The organism is Chitinophaga vietnamensis (assembly GCF_902167635.1).
Classification (GTDB): Bacteria; Bacteroidota; Bacteroidia; order Chitinophagales; family Chitinophagaceae; genus Chitinophaga; species Chitinophaga vietnamensis.
On the sequence record NZ_CABHMS010000002.1, the window covers coordinates 449711 to 468589 of the forward strand.

Sequence of the window (18879 nt, forward strand, 5' to 3'; positions counted from 1 at the left end):
CTAACAAGTCTAATAGCGCATGTCGACAAAAGATTTAACTTCTTCCCTGCGAACGGTGGTGAGTGCCTTGCACAAAGCTTTGCGGCGGCAAACCACCAGCCTTACGGCTTTTTCCATGACAGAGCTGGAAACGATCGGCCTGCTGCACCGGCATGGCTCCCTGCTGGCGTCCGAGCTGGCGGAGTATACGCATATCACCACGCAATCTATGTCGCAGGTACTGAAGAAACTGGAAACCATGGACCTGATACAGCGGCAGGTTTCCGATACGGATAAGCGCAAGGCGCATATTTCGCTCACCGCCGCGGGCATGAAAGCGGTGGATATGAATCGTTATGAGCGCGATAAATATTTACAGGAGCGTATTGAAAAGGTATTGACGGAAAAAGAGATCGCCTTGCTGGAGAAAGTGATCCCGGTGTTGAACAAGCTGGCGGCGGTACAGTAAAAAATCAGGGGTAAAGAATTACCCCCGTTGTTGTAGTGCTCTCTTGGATTGGATCATGCCCGTTCAGCAAGCGTACCGTATGCTTACTGTTACGGCTATACGTAGTTGCTACAGCTATTGTCGTGTAAGTGTTTCTTCCACTACACGGCCGTTGCCGGCGGTGTTTACATAGGATGTTTTAAGATAAATCTGTTTTTGTGTATCGTCGTAGTTTACACTGATCACCTTGAAAGACCCTGCCGTGATCTGGCTGGCCAGGGAAGCGGAAGGCGCTACGGCAGTGATCTTTTTGGCATTGGCATCAAAAGAGAGGATGTACTGCCAACCTGAGCTGCCAAGATCTGCATAATCTACCGCATAGGCGCCGGGATAGGCCAGTGCAAGGGTTTTAACGCCGCCCAAAGCAACAGCGCCTGTTACTACATTGTTACTGATAGCTCCCGCATACAATGTTCTTTTGCCGCTGGATACATAGTTCCCGCTGAGATAATTATTTAACCGGAACAGGTTATCCGTGAAAGTGGCGGAGTCGCCGGCAGCGGCCTTTACCAGTTTGGCATAGCTGCCATTGTACTTTCCATACAGCACGATGCTGTCTGCCGATACATACCGCATTTCATATTCAAAATCTGCCTGCAGGCCTTTGCCCACTACTGCGCCAGGAACGGCGCCAGTAGGGTCGGAGAGCATATGCAGATAACTGTAAGTGTCAAAGATCAGCTCGGGTTGCATCATGGCCTTCAGGCGGAAACTGCTCTCCATGGCCGGCAGCGTGTCCATGCGCTCTATTACGCGATTCTGATTGTTGAAGCGCAGCCAGAAATAGAATACATATGGTTCGGATGTGTCGCCTGGCACTACCGTCATCTTCCAGCCATAGGGCGCGGCTACCAGCTTGGCCTGGTAATCGGCCAGGGTAGCGTTCAGGCGCTCATCGGGCGATTTATCGAATATTTTGTCGTCGCTGTTTTTGTTACAGGCAGTAAAGACAGCTGCGAGCAACAATATATATAAGCAGTACTTCTTCATGTTGTTTTGATTTGCAGCGGTTAATGGATCAGTTGTTGGATAGCTGCCTGCACGCGTGTTTGCAGGCTATAGAAATCAAGGCTGTAGGAATCTTTGAAGTATTGCACGATCAGCAATTCCTTCTTCCGCAGCTTGTTCACGCCATCCTGGTTCTGCGCCAGCGTTTCCGGGGTGGAGGAGGCCAGGAAATCCGCCAGCAGCTTCTCATAACGGGCTTTCCCCAATACCAGCATCCAGGATACCATCTCCGCAATATCTTCTCCCGGCTCCTTCCGCGCATAATTGGAGATGAAGCCGAGCGACAAAGGATTTTCCTGGGCTACCGTCCAGCCACCGGTGTAGCCGCTGGGCGTCACTGACTTGTATTCTATCGGATAGGCTTTCTTCTGGTTGAGGATATGGGTAAACTCATGATGGATGAGATGCGCCATATCGCTCACGGCGGATGAATCTTTTGGATTGAAAGTATTGATAGAGAAGAGCAATATTTTCAGGCCGCCTTCTGCCAGGCCCTGCACGGAAGTGCCGTCGCTGTTGATGGCCGGACTGCCCGACAACACGATCTGCTTGGGTGCATATTTTTTCATGAACATCACCGTGCCGGCTTCGGCATTATAGGTGTCGATCCACAAACGAAGCACAGATTGCGCGGCAGGCACCACCTGGCTTTCCAAAGGCGGCACCAGCGTGTATTGCATGTCAAATTCCGACTGATCCCATTTGTACTTTATTTCAATATTAGTTGGCACGGTAACAGAATCGTACAACCATTTGTCGATGGGCGTTTTAACCCAGGTATCGCCACCCAGCCCGGTGAGTGGCACATTGAGGTTGTCTTTCTTCTTACAACCTGTTATTGTTAGTATTCCTAATGAAAATAATATTAGTAGTTTTTTCATGTTGCCATTTTTTAAATGATGAAGCCATTAGCGCTGGTTGGCGGGTACGCCGGCCGCCTGCGCGGATTGTGGTATCTGTACAACCCTGCGCGGATCATTGGCGCTGAGTGTGATCACGGCGCCGTTGTTGTCGATATGGGTAACCGGCAGCTTGTAGCGCAGGATATCGAACCAGCGCAGCCCTTCCTGTAAAAATTCTACCCGCTTCATATCCAGCAGGGCATTGATCATGGCCTGTTTGGCATCTTGTGTTTTATAGAACTTCGTTGCTTTGGCAACGCTGAGGTCCTGCACGCCTTTGGAATAATTTTGCACGCGGGTGGCGATGAAGCTATTCAGATCAGTGAGCGCCGCATCGTTGTTGCCCAGTTGTATATTGGCTTCGGCGCGGTTGAACAGCACTTCTTCTGCGGTGAGCAGCGGCACGAAAATATAGGGGTTACCAATATCGGCACTGGTATAAATAAATTTCTCCAGGAATTTACCAGCGCCGCGCCTGTTCGGATCTGAGCCCCAGTAGTAGGTGAGGTTAGCATAAGTCCAGGTACCGCCTGTTACATTGGGACTGTACAGCATCTGCTGAACGAGCGCCTGGTTCAGCCCGAACTGGTATCCGCGGTCGCCCCGCGCCCATACTGAGTTAGCGGTGGCAATGAGGAGATTGGCTTTCTCCTGTGAACTGGTATACATGTTCTGGTATTCATTGAGCGTATAGCCAGTATAGGCTGTATTGAGTTGCCTGATAAAGCTGTTGATCGTGCTGCCCGGAAACGCCTGGTTAGCATGCGCCAGCACTTTATCATATTGTTTCATGAAGAGATAGAAACGGGTGGCAAAGGCATGTGCAGCGGCTTTGGTGAAATGGAAGGCCGGTACTTTATAGGCGTTATCATCGAGCAAAGGAATGGCCGCGGTGATATCTTTATCGATCATATCATACACATACGCTACGGTCTTGCGCTCGTAATGCCTGAACAGCGTGGTTTCCGGGGAGGTCACATACGGTACGCCGGGATCGTTGGCGGCAGTGGCCGGATCATAGGCTTTGGCGAAAAGACTTACCAGCATGAAGTGGTTGTAGGCGCGGGCCATCAGCGCCTCTCCTTTGTACGGCGTATAGCCGGCGGCGTTACCCGCCTTGTCGCAGGCATCGATGGCCTGGTTAGCCGCTGCGATGGCATAATAACAGGCTTGCCAGTACGAATCGGCAGAGCCCTGCGCATCGCTGGCGAAGTCGATATAGCGGTAAGGGTTTTCGTTGACGCGCAACTCGCCCACGGAGCTGGAAGCGGCGGATTGCCGGTTGCCGGAGTTGTCAGACATGCTTTCCATCAGCGTGATGTAATCCTGGTTGGGATAGGCGGCCGTGAGCAGCTGCGCTACCTTGTCGGGACTGTCGAGCTGCGTGCGGTTATCCGGCGCCTGCTCCAGGTATTTTTTACAGCCGGATGTCATCGCCATACAGGCGCTGAGGCAAAGGGCTGTGAAGATCGTTTTTGTATGCAGCAAATTATTTTTCATCTCTCGTTTTTTATAATCCAACTTTTAATGAGATCACTACTTGTCTTTGTAAGGGCTGTGCCACGCCGCCCGCATTGAAGAACTCGGGATCCTGGCCCTTCAGTTTTTTGTCGGCATAAAGGAGCCACAGGTTGGAGCCGGAGGCGGTGAGCGACAGGTTATTCAACCCGGTCCGTTTCAACAGGCTGGGCGATAGTTGGTAAGTGAGCGCGATGTATTTCAATCTCACGAACCCGCCATCAGCCACTCTTGCAGAGGAGTAGTTGTAGTTGTTGTATGGATAGGCGCCACCCATGCGGTAATTGGTGAGCGCATCGATGAGTGAAGGAATGTTGGTTTTGTTTTCATCTCCCGGCAGGGTCCATCTGTCGGTGAACTCGCGCGGTAAGGCATCCAGGTCGGAATAGGTAGGCTTGAACACAGGCGTGAGCCTGATCTTGTTGCCGGCCTGGTAGGTAAACAGCACGTTCAGCGAAAGGGATTTGTACCGGAAGGTATTGGACAGGCCACCGGTGAGCGTAGGATCTACCGGCCCTTCGTAGACGAGGTATTTCGTTTCTACGTCTTGCAGGTTTACGCTGCGGTTGACCTGTCCTTTTTCGTCAACGAACAATGGAATGCCCGTCTGTGGCTCCAGACCTTTGTAGTTGAGCGAGAAGAGGCTGCTAACCGGATAACCTTCCTTGTTGCCGCCTTCTGCCACTACCTGGTTGAAGATGATGGGCGTATTTTTAGCATTGGTGATCTTGTTTTTATTATAACCGGTGGTGAGGTTCACGCGCCAGCCCCAATCCTTTCTGCGCACCGGCTCGCCGCCGATGGTTACTTCCACGCCATGAGAGGTCATATCGGCGTAGTTGGCTTGTTTGTATGTTTGTCCGCCGATACCGGAAGTTTTGATATCCGCGATCAGGTCAAAGCCATTCTTCTTGTATACATCCGTGATCAAAGTAAGGCGGTTATCAAAGAAGCCCGCATCGATACCGATGTTGCCGATGTATTGTTTTTCCCAGGTGAGGTCTGAGTTTTCGAGATCCTGTATGTAGATGCCAGATTCGATATCAGACGTTCTTGCACGGATGGTGTTGGCTGTTTTGAGCACAATAGACGAGTTGGTAGCAGCGCCCATCGTGGCATTGAGGCCATAGCTGCCGCGCAATTTGAGATAGGTCACTTTATCGACGTTCTTCAGGAATGCTTCCTGGTCGATGTTCCAGGCGCCGCTCACGCTCCAGGTGGGCAGCCAGCGTGCAGTGCTGGATTCGCCGAGTTGGTTGGAGCCGTCATAGCGGAGGGCTGCACCGAAATTATATTTTTTATCGAAGGTATAATCTGCTTTGCCGAAGAAAGCCACATAGCGGTCGTAGTTGTTGGACATGCCATAGTAGGGCAGGTTGGCTTCGATGTATTGTTTGATAATACGGTAATCGATCAGCGGCGTGCCGCCATAATCGTACTGGTAGCCATATCCGTAGTTATATGCTGTTTGACGGTTGGCATATTTCACTTCCTGTCCGGCGAGGATATTGATATCATGCCGGCCGAAGCTTTGGATATAGTTCACGCTGTTCCTGAAGTTATAGTTAGTGAGCGCATTTTGTGTGCGGTTGTAGAAGCCGCCAGCGGGCAGCACTACTTGCGGCAATGCGTTAGGGAAATCGGGATCGGAATACAGGAAGCGGTTGGCGTTGGCGATGGTAGCATTGTAATTCGCGCGGTAGGCCTGCGCTTTATTCGAATGTTCGGTTACAATATCTTCCTGTGTGGTTTGTGCATATCTCAATGCGCCGATGAAATCGTATTGCAGGTGATCGGTGATCTTCCAGCTGAGGTTACCTTGCAGTTTCACATCTATCACGCCCAGCTTGATCTTGTTGTTCTGTAGTTCGTTGATGATATTGAACGGAGCAAAGTTGCGGGTGAAATATTCGAGGTTGCCTTTATCATCATATGCGGTGATAGTACGGTTGGTGCTCATCGCATAGTTGTAAGGGTTGATGTCGAAGTCGCGGCTCATTTTGCCGTAATACGCATCCTGTGTGCGGTTCACGGTGCCGGGCGCCTGCTGCTGCCTGACGGAGCCGGTAGCGATAAGGCTTCCACTGAGTTTATTGGTAAAGCGATAGGTATTTTGTGAGTTGAAGGTAAAACGTTTCACCTGGTCGGCGATAGTCCAGCCATTATCATTGTAGAAGCCGGCGGAGAAATAGCTCTGGAATTTATCAGAGCCGCCGGAGAGGCTGATGGTATGTTCCTGTATGAAAGAGTTCCTGAACAGGATATTGAACCAGTTGGTATTGGCGTGCGCATATTTCTCGAGGAAGGCCTGGCGCGCTTCCGGCGTGTTTTCCAGCGCAAATTTGCCGGTGGCGGGATCTACCTGTTGCAAGAGATCATACATCTTGCCGAATACGCCTTTATCTGGTGCGTTGCCGATATTGGAGAGATTGAAAAGCCCTTTTCTGTACATCTCCGAGAACACCGACATCTGTTCGGCGGAGTTCATGATATTGAAATTATTGTAGCTGGGGCGGAGCTGTGAGCTGAAAGTGCCGACGTAGTTGGTTTGCAGCTTGCCTGCGCGGCCTTTCTTGGTGGTGATCACCACTACGCCGTTCATGGCCCTGGCGCCGTACATGGAGGTGGCGGCGGCGTCTTTGAGGATGTAGATATCTTCCACATCGTTCATGTTAAGACCAGCTACGGAAGATGCCAGCAGGGTAGAAGGATCGCCGCTGGACAGCTGGTCGTTGGATACGTCGATCACGTCTTCCAGCACGATACCGTCTACCACCCACAGTGGCTTGTTGGCGCCGGTGAGAGAGGTAGCGCCCCTGATGCGCAGTTTGGGAGCAGAGCCGAAGGTGCCCGATACGTTCTGTACGGAAACGCCGGCGGCGCGGCCTTCCAGCATGCGGCTGATATCGGTGGCGCCATCCATTTTAATATCGTCTGCTTTCAGTTTCACGGCGGCGCCGGAGAATTTTGTTTTGTCGATCTGCTGGTAGCCGGTAACGATCACTTCGTTCAGCCCTTTGGTGGCGGGCGTCATGGTGATGTTGAGCGTATGGGTATTGCCGACGGCCTTCTCCAGCGTATTATAGCCGATGAAGGTGAAGCTGAGTTTATCTTCGGGGTCGGTGTTGATGCTATAGCTGCCGTTGTTGGCGGTAACGGCGTTCTTCTTGCTGCGTGCAGCGCGGATAATGACGCCGGGCATAGGCTGTCCTTTTTCATCCGTGACGAGGCCCGATACGGTGATGGTAGTATCGATGGCAGCATGCGCTGAAGGCGGCTGCTCCATGATGATGATATTTTTCTCTACCAGCTTGTAGGTCAGGGGCTGATCTTTCAAAGCTGCGTCCATGGCTTCTTTGAGCGAGGCCTTTTTCAGGGTCACGGCTATTTTGCTGTCGCTGTCGCTGAGGCGGTTGCTGGCATCGCCGCTGAACAGGAGCAGGTAGCCCGATTGTTTCGAGATCTCTCCCAACACTTTTTTCAGGGAGGTATTGTTGACAGACAGGGATATCTGTTGGGACAGTGCAGTAGCGCTGAGCTGCATGCAACCGACAAACATCAGAAAGGCAATCATTCTCATTACCACAAAGATTTTGGTCAATAGGCGCCCCGTTTGCCGCGGGGGCATACCATCTGGTTTAAAAAGCATACATTTGTGTTGTTTAGGTTAGTTCCGATAATCTGAGTACAAGGATTTCAGGCATGACCTGGACGCTGCCGGGGATGCTGCGAACATCTCCGGTTTATTTTTGCCCACCTGTGATTTTTCTTTTACGTGTTACTGTTCTATTCTTTCATTATAGCGATTTAGTTGATGACGCGTGTAACAGGATGTTTACTGTTTGATGATCAGCTTTTTTCCTTCCAGGCTGAAATGCAGGCCGGTGGCGCTGAGTACGGCCAGCGTCTGTTCCAGGCTATAGTTGCGGTATAGCTCTCCTGAAAATTTTTTGGTGATGGTTCCCTCGTATTGTACGTCGATGTCATACCAGCGGGCGAGTTGCCGCATGGCGGTGCTGATGTCTTCATTTCTGAAGAAGAAGATTCCGTTTCGCCAGGCGGTTTCTTCGTCGGTGTTAACATTGTTGACGCTCAGGCGGCTGTATTGGTCCAGCACGGCCTGTTCGCCGGGTTTGAGCACGAGGCTGTTGCGTTGATGGCTAACGCGTACGGCGCCATCTACCAGGGTGGTGCGGATGGCTTGTTCATCCTGGTAGGCCATGATGTTGAATCGGGTGCCGAGTACATCTACCTGCATGTTGTTGACCTGTACCTGGAAAGGCTTGCCGGGATCGGGCGCAATATCGAAATAGGCCTCGCCCAGCAGCCTCACCTGGCGCTTGTTTCCGTGAAACGATGCGGGGAACTCCAGTATGGAGCCGGAGTTGAGCCACACTTTGGAACCATCGGCAAGCGTCAGCTGATAGTGGGTGCCTTTGGGAACCGAAAGCGTGTTCATCGCAGTGGCAGTGAGGGTATCATTGCCTTGTTGTTCATAATACAATTCACCATTCTTCGTGTGTATGTTCACGTTACCTTGCCGGCCTATCGCCGCAAACGCGCTGCTGTCGAGCGGTACCACTACACCGTTGGATAATTGCAGGGTGGCTTGCGCATAGGTATGACCACGGGAGGCATGATGTGCCATGCCGCTATGGCCTGGCGGACCTTGCAGAAACAGGGCGCCACCTGCTGCCAGCAGTAAGCCGGTGATTGCCGCAGCGATGGCATATCGTTTCCATTTTATGATGGGTGGATGAATGTTGGTTACAGGCGCTTGCTGTATCTGTTGCAGCAACCGGTCGAGTTGTGCCTGCTGCTCGGCGGCCGTCCATCCGGATGCCTGGCCTGTACCCGTTTTCAGGGTATGCAGCAGATCCTCTTTCAGGTAGCTGTCGTACTGCCCGCTGGCCACCAGCTGCATAAAGCGCTGGTGGCTGGCATCATCCAGCTGGCCCGACTTAAAGGCCTGTAATAATAGAAGAAACTCCTGTTCTGACATAGTTTATGAATATACGTCCGGCGATGGTTGATATAGTAAAGACGTTCAGGAAGAAGGGGAGGACCACTCTTGCTAAAAAAAAATTTCCGGGGGAGATCAATCGGTATTCGCTTGCAGGAAAAGCCGGATGTAACGCAGGGCGCGTATCATCTGGTTCCTGACGGTAAGGGAGGAGATATGCAGCTGGGAGGCTATTTCAGCATAGCTGTGGCCTTCTTCTTTCGCCAGCTGGTAGATACGTTTGCGCTGCGGCGGCAAACTGGCCACAGCAGATTGCAGCAGCTGGCTGTACTGGCGCTCCCGTAACGGGTGATCGGTATTATCTATCGCATCGGTTTGCAGTTGCCGCATATTGTCATAGGCCGCCGCCTCTTTGGCCGCCTTTCTCAGCTGATCAAAAATAATGTTGCGGGCAATAATAAAGAGGTAATCCTGTAGTTTTTTAATTTCAGAGAGGGCGCTGCGCTTTTCCCATATACGCGAAAATACCTCCTGTACCACCTCATGCGCCAGCGAACGCTCCTTCAGGTATAGCATGGCGGCATCAAAAACCTGATGACTATAGTGCAGGTAAATAGATGTGAAAGCTTCGGCATCTCCACTTGCAACAGATTTTAACAATATATGCTCATTATGTAACGGGATCCTTTCCAATACGCATCGCTATGATGCAACAAAATAGAAATTTTTTGGATAATCGGGCAGATTTTTTTGGCGTAGGTTGTCTTAGCTCAGGATTATAGTGATTGAAAGGATTACCAGGATTTTTTTTATCAGGATTAAGAAAGATTAAAAAATATTGACGGGAAGATATTAGCGATGGTAGCCCTTGAAGCGCTCAAAGCGCTTCAAGGGCTGGAACCTCGTTGATCTTCTCGTCAATATTTTTTAATCTTTCTTAATCCTGATAAAAAAAATCCTGGTAATCCTTTCAATCACTATAATCCTGAGCTAAGACAGCCTACGCTATCTATATAATGGTGTCCGCTTCATCAGGAAGTTGATGTAGCCTTTCCAGATATCATCTTCAAATGTGAGTTCGGGGCCGAGGTCCAGTGGTTTAACGCGGCGCTGATACACCAGGCTGCCATCATTTTTGTAAACAGATACCTGTGCACTGATATTATAAGCGTCTTTATCGCTGGCGGTGGTGGTTACGGAGCTGTTGGAGCGGTCGCGCTCTGCGCTGGTGGTGGAGGTTTGCTGCCGTTCCTTAAAGGTTTTAAAAAGATCGAACATCAATATATATTCTGCGCCGGTCTTTTGCGCCAGTGATGCAATATCATAGCTGTTGATGGAGGTAGGGTCGATGCCGGCGCCACGGAGGCGCGCATTCACTACGCGTATATCCATGGGCGTTACCTTCATACGTTTCTGGTATTTGCGGATGAAGTCGGAGATATGCGATTGCGCCAGGTCGCTGAGGTCTTTGCGGTAAGCGCCTTCCTGTGTGAAATAGGGCGGCATGATGGCTACCGTGCCTGGTGTAACAGGGGGTACATCATTACTGGCAGGGGCGGGCTTTTCGGCCGCAGTGCCATTGTTGGCAGGTGCGGTGGCCGGCGCTGCATCCGATTTATTTTTGTTGAACTGCTGTTCGCGGCCGCTGGCAAAAACAATGCGGTTGATCTCACTGGTAGGCACTACATTTTCTACCGTCTCGCCCGGATAGCGGAAGCTGATAGAGCTGTTGGATACTTTGAATACTTGTACTTTAAGGATATCGCCATTTGTTTTAATGACCATATCCGTTTTGGCGTTGTTTTGTGCGCAGGCGAAGATAGCCAGCAGCAGCGAGAAGCAAAGGGCTGTGATATGTTTCATATGAAGAACGGGTTTGTACAGAGGACTTTGAAGATGGTTTCCGGCGTTGATGTTTAAATCGTGAGCAAAGTAAACAGATATCATCCAGCTAAAAAAATTTTTTCGGGTATTTTGCCTGTATTCCACTGCTGACGTGTTTTAGCAGTGATACGCCAAAAGTGTTGTTGTCACACATGTTTAGTATTATTGTATGATATGTTAGTGATACTAATTATGAAATGCTTCTTAATATTTTCTTAATGACCTTGCGGCTTGTAAATTTGGTTATATCCTGTTTTTTATTTTATTTTGATTCCAGATTGTTCGAAATACACGGAAACCGAACATTCGCTTACTGACTGCCAAGTTAATCCACCATAACTCAAAGTAGACCATGCCCCACGTGATGATAGTCAGTGCTCAAGTTTAGGACAGGGAAAAATTAGGATAGTATACACGGAATACTATGTTAGAATTTAATCTATCTGTTTTCATTTAACAAAAGACTTTTATCATGAAACCCTTTGTACGCTGTTGCTGTTAGTTTCGCTTTTGATTTTCCCCCGGATCTATGATAATACGTGCTGTAAAGGCATTGCGCTTTTGCAGTAGTGTAAATTTTTCATGGCATTGCTGTCTGCCGTACGCAATCGCTATGCCGCTATGGAGTAGTGTAACTGTCGAAATGTGCGCTCAACGATTATTATAGAACTGTCAAGAATGCCCTTAAAAAACGAACGATAGAGCCTTTTACAACATAACAGAGATATGAAAATCCGGATAGTAAATGTATACGTCGTGAAGCATAAAACGTGTAGTATGCCTAGCTGTCTTTGTGACCCACCGCCAGTCAATCTCTGCATTTATATATCGAGCAGATCGTTTGCCCCGCCTTCGGTGTTGGTGGAACATTGCCGTTGTGCGTGGTGATTTCAAACGTGTGCTATAACCCGTGCTGCGACTGCGAAAGCCGCGGCCAGGGAGGTGCTTGCTAAAACGCGCACAGCTTTATTTCCGTGAATAACAGCTGTCGCGTTTTAGTTCGGCATCCTGCCTATTGCATATTTAATATAGAACGAATTAACCCTATGGATAATATGATACCCGGAAAACCAGTGGTGCTGCTCTCAGAAATGTTACTGCGCTTGCAGCACGAAGTAAATAAAGGCATCACCTTCATCAAAAGTGGCGAACAGGAAGTGTTCGTAGCTTATGCACAACTCCTGCAACAAGCCAAACGATGCCTTTACTACCTGCAAAATGAAAGAGGATTACAGCCCGGCGATGAACTGATCATACAGGAAGATGATAGTGAGATCATGCTCACCGCCTTCTGGGCCTGCATCCTGGGCGGCATCATCGCCGTACCGGTATCCACCGGCAATAAGAACGAACATAAACTGAAACTGCTCAAAATACGCGAAACGCTGAAGCGGCCCTACCTCTTTACAGGTAATGAACACCTGCAAAGGCTCATCGCCTTCATACAATCCGATGTACCGCAAACAGATGTGCTCTCCCTGCAACACAGCACCATCGATGCGGCGCTGTCTTTCGATCATCTCCCCGATACCCCCGTATTACACACCGCTGCGGCGGATGATCTGGCCTTTATCCAGTACTCGTCCGGCTCCACCGGATCGCCCAAAGGCGTGATGCTCACCCATCGCAACCTCTTCTATAATACTACCGATATGGCCGAGCGCATGCAACTCAGCGCCGACGATAAAGAACTGAGCTGGATGCCGCTCACGCATGATATGGGCATGATCTGTTATCATCTCACCGGCACCCTCACCGGCTGCATGCAATACCTCATGCCCACCTCGCTCTTCATCCGCCGCCCGCTGCTGTGGATGGAATCCGTGAATAAACACCGCGCCACTATTTTATACTCGCCGAATTTCGGTTACGAATATTTCCTGGAAGCGCTGGACAACAAGCCTGCAACGGGCTGGGACCTCTCGTCTGTGCGCATGATCATCAACGGCGCAGAACCAATATCCGCGGAGGTATGCCGCCGCTTCACCACCCGCCTGCAACATTTTGGTTTATCACCCCTGAGCATACAGCCAGGATACGGCATGGCAGAGGCTTCGGTATGCGTAACGCTCAATGCGCCCGGCACGCCCCTGAAAGAGCTGCACCTGCAACGCAATGCCCTCGGCATCGGCGATGAAGTGATCAGCGAAGAAAATGCGCAGACCGGTACCATCGGCTTTGTAAACTGTGGTCTGCCCGCCAGGCATTGCCGCGTCAGGATCTGCGGCGATAAAGACGAGATACTGCGTGCCGGGACCGTAGGCCATATCCAGATCAGCGGCCTCAATGTAACAGAAGGCTACTACCGCAACGAAGCGGCCACCAATGCCATCCTCACGGCTGATGGATGGGTACGCACCGGCGATCTCGGCTTCCTGCTGCCCAGCGGTGAACTGGTGATCACCGGCCGGCACAAGAATATGATCATCCTGCAAGGACAGAACTATTACCATCACGATATAGAACGCATCCTCTTCGACGTGCCCGGCATCGCAGCCGGAAAGATCGTCGCCTGCGGCATTCCGGGCGATAGCAACGAGAAAGAAAAACTGCTGCTGTTCGTATTGTTCAAAGGACAGCTCAACGCTTTTGCAACGCTGGAAGAGATGATTACAGAGAAATTGGGAGAGGTGCTGTCGATCATTCCGGATCATGTGATACCGGTGAGAGAAGTACCGAAAACAACCAGCGGTAAAATACAGCACTACGAAATGTTACAGCGCTTCCGCAATGGCGAATATGATGAAGCGCTGCAACAATTGCGGGAGCTGTCGGCCCAAAACATTATCGCCGCCTGGAAAGACGCTACGCCAGCGGCCCAGGTGCGCCATATCGAATCATGGCTGCGGGAGCAGGCAGCAGGCCTGATCAAAACAACGCCGGCAGCCATCGACCTCTTGCAGCCGCTCACCGACCAGGGGCTGAAATCGTTGCTCGCCGTACAACTCAAAGGCATCATCGAACGGAAACTCAATATCACGGCAGGTATCGGCATCTTGTACCGGTATCCGTCCATAGAAAAACTGGCTGTATTCATTCACGGGCTGTTATTCCCGCCAGCTGCGGCATCGCCGCAAACGCCCGCTGAGGAAAGCCCGGCGCCCGAAGCGCTGCTCAACAAAGCAGCCGCTTTATCAGACGAACAGATTGCTTTACTCCTTAATGAAAACTTGTTATGATCACCCGAGATGAAAGAATAGCGGAACTCAGTCCGCTGCAGAAAGCCTATCTTAAAATTGAAGAATATAAAGCAAAGCTGAACAAGCTGGAAGATAAAAGCCGCCACTACAGCGATGTAGCGGTAATCGGCATGGCTTTGCGTTTCCCGCAGGCGGATACGCCCGCAGCTTATTGGGAAAACCTGGTGAATGGCCGTGATCATATCCGTCCTTTTCCCGAACAACGCGCCGCTGATGTTACGGATTACCTGCGTGCCAGCGGCAAGCCGGCCGTGACTTTCCGCGAAGCGGCCTATCTCGACGAGATCGATCATTTCGATCACCGCTTCTTCAAATTCAAACAGAAAGAAGCCGCGCAGATGCACCCCCTGCAACGCCTGTTATTACAGGTGTCGTGGCAGGCAATGGAAGATGGCGGCTACCTCGATAACAGTGATGAACAGTGCCGCACGGGCGTATACCTTGGTATCTCCGGTGACATCACCTATAGTCAATACCTCGATATGATCGCTGCCAGCGATCCGCAGTTAGGCCCGCTTGCACTTACCGGTAACAACAATGCCATCAGTTCCAGCCGCGTATCTTATTTCCTCGATCTGAAAGGTCCGGCCATCACCATTGATACGGCCTGCTCTTCTTCGCTGGTGGCGATTCACCAGGCCTGCAAGGCTTTGATGAATGGCGACTGTGAAATGGCGCTGGCAGGCGGCGGCCGCGTGTACCTGGTGCCTGAAAAAGGGAGGTATGAAGTAGGCTTTGAATCGCCCGCGGGCAGAACAAAAGCATTCGACAATGCCGCTGATGGCGCTGGCGTAGGCGAAGGCGTGGCGGTGGTATTACTCAAACCGCTCGACAAAGCCATCGCTGATGGCGACCGTATACACGCTGTGATCAAAGGCTCCGCCATCAACCAGGACGGCACCTCTGCGGGTATCACCGCGCCTAATCTCGCCGCGCAGGAAGCCGTATTGAAAAGCGCCTGGCAAGCTGCGGGCATCACGCCAGATACGATCACGTACATCGAAACACATGGCACCGGCACTGCGCTCGGCGACCCTATTGAGTTCCAGGCATTGCAGGAAGCCTTCGGTACGCAGGCGCCTGCCGGACAATGCGCGCTCGGCGCCGTGAAAAGTAATATCGGCCATCTCTTTGAAGCCGCCGGTATTGCAGGATTGATCAAATGTGTGCTGGCACTGCAACACCGCCAGCTGCCACCGCTGATCAATTATCATACGCCTAACCGCGAAATAAAATTAGACGCTTCTCCTTTTTATATCAACACCACCAATGTAGACTGGAACCCGCCAGGGCTGCGCCGTTGCGGCGTCAGCTCCTTTGGTATCAGCGGTACCAATGCACATGTGGTGCTGGAAGAATATACGCCCGCATTGCCGCATACCAATGGCGCCGCGGTTGCGCCACAGTTGTTTGCTTTGTCGGCCGCCAGCCGGGAAGACCTGCTGGTACTGGCCGCAGCCTATGTGGCCTGGCTGGGCGCTAAAACGGATGCCGACCTCGAAAGCGTCTGCTATTCCACTAATACCGGCCGCGCGCACTATCCGTGGCGATTGGCGGTGGTAGTGGATTCAGTCGCGCAGTTGCAAGAGGCGTTGCGCAAGCCCGAAGCAATTTTACAGGAAGCGGCCAGTCGCTCTCGCATCAACGGCTATACGAATATACAGGAGCTGGCAGCCTTGTATATGGAAGGAGGGATGATCAAATGGTCGTTATTGTATAATGGCAAGAAGATACAGAAGATCAAACTGCCGCCTTATCCGCTCAACCCTGTGCGTTGCTGGGTAACTTACGACCCGTCGAAAACCGCGGTGACAGCAGCGCTGGCGCCAGCGGCGGCTATAACGCCAACGTATACACGCGAATCAGTGATCGCCGCCCTGCGTATCATGATCGCAAAAGATACCGACCTGCGGCCGGAAGATATACAGGAAGATGCAGACTTTTTCCAGCTGGGCCTCGACTCGCTCATCATCATGCAGTTGATACAGGGCATCCGCAAAGAATGGCAATTGCAGCTGGAGATGTCGCAATTTTATGAGAAGCTGAATACGCTGCGTTTACTCACCGATCATCTTCTCGCCAATGCCAATATTACAACAACAGCACCGGTGCAGGCCGCGCCAGTGGCGGCCAATACCGTAGCGGCCAAACCCGCACAAATCAATTACTACGTACCTTATAAAGAAGTACAGAAAAAATCGGATCATAATCTTACGCCGCAACAACAGCAGCACCTGCAACAGCTGGCAGCGCGTGTAAATCAGGCCACCGCGAAGAGCAAAGCCTCCACACAGCAGTATCGCAGCGTGCTGGCCAATAACAGGAATGTAGCCGGTTTCCGCCCCGAGCTGAAAGAGATCACCTACCAGATCATCGCGGAAAGCGGCAACGGCGCCAATATCACCGACCTCGACGGCAACCGTTATGTAGACCTCACCATGGGCTTCGGCGTAAACTTGCTGGGGTATAATCCAGAGTTCATCAAAGCCGCACTGATGGCCGAGTTACAGAAAGGCTTCCCCGTAGGCCCGATGGTAGAAACTGCCGGCAAGGTAGCCACGCTGATGCATGAAATGACCGGCGTAGAACGTGTAGCGTTTTACAATTCCGGCTCCGAAGCCGTCATGGTAGCGCTGCGACTGGCAAGGGCCACCACCGGCCGTAACAAAGTGGTGCTGTTCAAAGGTTCCTATCATGGTACTTTCGATGGCGTACTGGCGCTCGCCAGCGCGCTCGATCCGGCCTCTTCTATCCCGCTGGCGCCGGGCATTGCAGACAATTACGTGAGCAATGTGACCGTGCTGGATTACGCTACGCCGGCATCGCTGGAATTTATCCGCGCGCATGCGCATGAACTAGCCGCCGTACTGGTAGAGCCGGTACAGAGCCGCCGCCCGGATATCCAGCCGCGCGATTTCCTCCATGCTATCAGGGAGATCACCACAGCTGCCGGCGCCGCCATGATCATGGATGAGGTGATCACCGGCTTCCGCATCCATCAGGGCGGAGCGCAGGCCTGGTTTGGCATCAAGGCAGACCTGGTGACCTATGGCAAGATCACCGGTGGCGGCATGCCCATCGGCATCGTAGGCGGTACCGCGAAATTTATGGATGCGGTAGATGGCGGTATGTGGCAGTTCGGAGATCAATCCTATCCCGATAAGCCCACCACCTTTGTGGCAGGCACTTTCAACCAGCACCCGCTGGCCATGCAGGCGTCTTTACAGATGCTCACCTACCTCAAACAACAGGGGCCGGCCTTACAGGAAAATCTCAATGCCCGCACCGCTGCACTCGCGGAAAGGCTCAACAAATATTTTGCAGAAAAACGTGTACCCGTTAGCGTAGTACATTTCGGTTCGCTGTTCCGCTTTGTGCTGAAAGGCAACTGGGAGCTGTTCTACCAGCACCTGCTGGCCAACGGCGTATATGTGTGGGAAGGCCGCAACTGCTTCCTCTCCACCGCGCATACCGATGAACACATAGAGTACATATACAACGCCGCTGTGCGCGCCATCAATGAAATGCTGGAAGGCGGCTGGGTAAGCGCCGAACAAAACGTACAGGCGTCACTGTTAGCCGTGCCCTTTACGGAAGAACAGGAGCAGCTCTATGCCCTTGCGGTATCTGATCCGCATTCTTCCAGCGCCTTCAACGAAAACCAGGTGGCCTCCCTGCAAGGAACGCTTGATATTGCCGCCTTGCAGGAAGCCGTACAAACGGTCGTAAACCGCCACCAGGCGTTGCGTACCGTGAAAGTGAACGAGAAAGGGATGTGGATCGCGCCGAAAGTGGAAGCATCTTTCCACCTTGCGCAAGGGCCGGAACTGGCTGCCATCGCGGAAGAAGGCAAAACCGTTACGGAATGGCTCACCGAAAAAGGCCAGCAGCCTTTTGATCTGCAACAAGGACCTTTCATTCGTTTCCTCTTGTTGGAAGAGGGGCCGCAGCTTCATCAATTGCTGATGACAGCGCACCACCTGGTAGCTGATGGATGGTCGATAGAGCTGATCTGGAGCGAGATTGGACAGGCTTATTCTGCCATCACCGGTAAAGAGCCGGTATCCTTGCCTGCGCCCGTGCCGATCGCGGCCTTCAATCACTGGCAGGAACAGCAGCAGGCGCAACACAGCGCCAGCCGCGAGTTCTGGCAGCAAGAGTTTAAAAAAGATTATCCCGCCATACAATTACCTGCTGATCACCTGGCCGCCGCCAACAACGGCAAACAGGGCGACAGCTTCACCCTCACCATCGAGCCGGAACTGAAAAAACAATTGCAGGCATTTGCCCAACAGGAAAAGATGACGCTGTTCAACATCATGCTGGCAGCCTATAACATCCTGCTGTATCGCCTCTCCGGGCAAGACACTTTTGTGATAGGTATTCCGTCTGCCGGTCAGGCGCAAATGGGAGAGGCCTGCCTCGCCGGGCAATGCGTACGCATGTTGCCTTTCTATAGCCAGGTACAGCCGGATAAAAGCATCCGTGATTATTTACTGGAGATACGTACACGTTTGTCGGATATCATCCGCCATCAGCATTGTTCCTTCAATGCCTTGCTGGAAGCGGATACGCAGCTGGCGCCGCCGCGCATCGCTACCGAGATAGATATGAACAGCGTGAAGAATCATTTCCGTTTCCGTGATCTCGGCGTAGCCGTGTCTTTCCCGCCGGTGCAATATGTGAAGTATGATCTCAGCATCAGCATCATCGAGTTGGATGAACAATTGTATGCGGGCTTCTACTTCAACACCAATCTGTTCAACCGGCAAACCGTGGAGCACTGGGCATCGTGTTATACCAGCCTGCTCGCCGACATGGCCGCCGACCCCGCAAAAGCAGCAGGGGAGCTGGCCATGAACGATGAAGAAAGCGAACGTATTTTTTCTGCCTGGAACAATTTGTAGTGATTGAAAC

At 51.8% G+C, this 18879-nt stretch carries 10 protein-coding genes; 3 read left to right on the forward strand and 7 right to left on the reverse strand.

The window, feature by feature from the left end; genetic code table 11:
* Window positions 1-19 precede the first annotated feature (19 nt).
* Entirely contained in the window at window positions 20-448 is a 429-nt protein-coding gene (locus FPG75_RS06260; protein WP_143305909.1) for a MarR family winged helix-turn-helix transcriptional regulator, read from the forward strand.
* 114 nt (window positions 449-562) lie between these two features.
* On the opposite strand, the gene FPG75_RS06265 is transcribed toward FPG75_RS06260, so the two are convergent.
* The 7 genes from FPG75_RS06265 to FPG75_RS06295 all read right to left on the reverse strand — a co-directional run bounded on the left by FPG75_RS06265 (window position 563) and on the right by FPG75_RS06295 (window position 10741).
* Window positions 563-1477 (reverse strand): DUF4302 domain-containing protein, encoded by a 915-nt coding sequence (locus tag FPG75_RS06265; protein WP_143305910.1) that lies wholly within the window; start codon window positions 1475-1477, stop codon window positions 563-565.
* A gap of 20 nt (window positions 1478-1497) precedes the next feature.
* Window positions 1498-2376, reverse strand: a complete 879-nt coding sequence (locus tag FPG75_RS06270; protein ID WP_143305911.1) for a zinc-binding metallopeptidase — start codon at window positions 2374-2376, stop codon at window positions 1498-1500.
* Window positions 2377-2403: 27 nt separating this feature from the next.
* Window positions 2404-3897: a RagB/SusD family nutrient uptake outer membrane protein gene (locus FPG75_RS06275; RefSeq protein ID WP_143305912.1), complete on the reverse strand. Its 1494-nt coding sequence runs from the start codon at window positions 3895-3897 to the stop codon at window positions 2404-2406.
* Between the two features lie 10 nt (window positions 3898-3907).
* Window positions 3908-7495 (reverse strand): SusC/RagA family TonB-linked outer membrane protein, encoded by a 3588-nt coding sequence (locus FPG75_RS06280; RefSeq protein WP_236652733.1) that lies wholly within the window; start codon window positions 7493-7495, stop codon window positions 3908-3910.
* A 255-nt stretch (window positions 7496-7750) separates the two neighbouring features.
* Window positions 7751-8917, reverse strand: a complete 1167-nt coding sequence (locus FPG75_RS06285) for a FecR family protein (protein ID WP_143305913.1) — start codon at window positions 8915-8917, stop codon at window positions 7751-7753.
* A 96-nt stretch (window positions 8918-9013) separates the two neighbouring features.
* A complete protein-coding gene (locus FPG75_RS06290) occupies window positions 9014-9538 on the reverse strand; it encodes an RNA polymerase sigma-70 factor (RefSeq protein WP_161596689.1) in 525 nt (174 codons plus the stop codon).
* Between the two features lie 345 nt (window positions 9539-9883).
* A complete protein-coding gene (locus FPG75_RS06295) occupies window positions 9884-10741 on the reverse strand; it encodes a hypothetical protein (RefSeq protein WP_143305915.1) in 858 nt (285 codons plus the stop codon).
* Between the two features lie 1076 nt (window positions 10742-11817).
* Between FPG75_RS06295 and FPG75_RS06300 the strand changes: the two genes are divergently transcribed.
* Entirely contained in the window at window positions 11818-13941 is a 2124-nt protein-coding gene (locus tag FPG75_RS06300) for an AMP-binding protein (RefSeq protein ID WP_161596690.1), read from the forward strand.
* On the forward strand, window positions 13938-18869 hold the full coding sequence (locus FPG75_RS06305) for an aminotransferase class III-fold pyridoxal phosphate-dependent enzyme (RefSeq protein ID WP_143305917.1): 4932 nt from the start codon (window positions 13938-13940) through the stop codon (window positions 18867-18869). The genes FPG75_RS06300 and FPG75_RS06305 overlap by 4 nt, the downstream gene beginning before the upstream one ends.
* Window positions 18870-18879 lie beyond the last annotated feature (10 nt).

Excerpts from the sequence above, each read along its gene's own strand:
- FPG75_RS06285 (WP_143305913.1), bottom strand. The coding sequence starts at position 8,917 with ATGTCAGAACAGGAGTTTCTTCTATTATTACAGGCCTTTAAGTCGGGC.
- FPG75_RS06260 (WP_143305909.1), top strand. The coding sequence starts at position 20 with ATGTCGACAAAAGATTTAACTTCTTCCCTGCGAACGGTGGTGAGTGCC.
- FPG75_RS06295 (WP_143305915.1), bottom strand. The coding sequence starts at position 10,741 with ATGAAACATATCACAGCCCTTTGCTTCTCGCTGCTGCTGGCTATCTTC.
- FPG75_RS06275 (WP_143305912.1), bottom strand. The coding sequence starts at position 3,897 with ATGAAAAATAATTTGCTGCATACAAAAACGATCTTCACAGCCCTTTGC.
- FPG75_RS06265 (WP_143305910.1), bottom strand. The coding sequence starts at position 1,477 with ATGAAGAAGTACTGCTTATATATATTGTTGCTCGCAGCTGTCTTTACT.
- FPG75_RS06280 (WP_236652733.1), bottom strand. The coding sequence starts at position 7,495 with ATGAGAATGATTGCCTTTCTGATGTTTGTCGGTTGCATGCAGCTCAGC.
- FPG75_RS06270 (WP_143305911.1), bottom strand. The coding sequence starts at position 2,376 with ATGAAAAAACTACTAATATTATTTTCATTAGGAATACTAACAATAACA.
- FPG75_RS06300 (WP_161596690.1), top strand. The coding sequence starts at position 11,818 with ATGATACCCGGAAAACCAGTGGTGCTGCTCTCAGAAATGTTACTGCGC.
- FPG75_RS06305 (WP_143305917.1), top strand. The coding sequence starts at position 13,938 with ATGATCACCCGAGATGAAAGAATAGCGGAACTCAGTCCGCTGCAGAAA.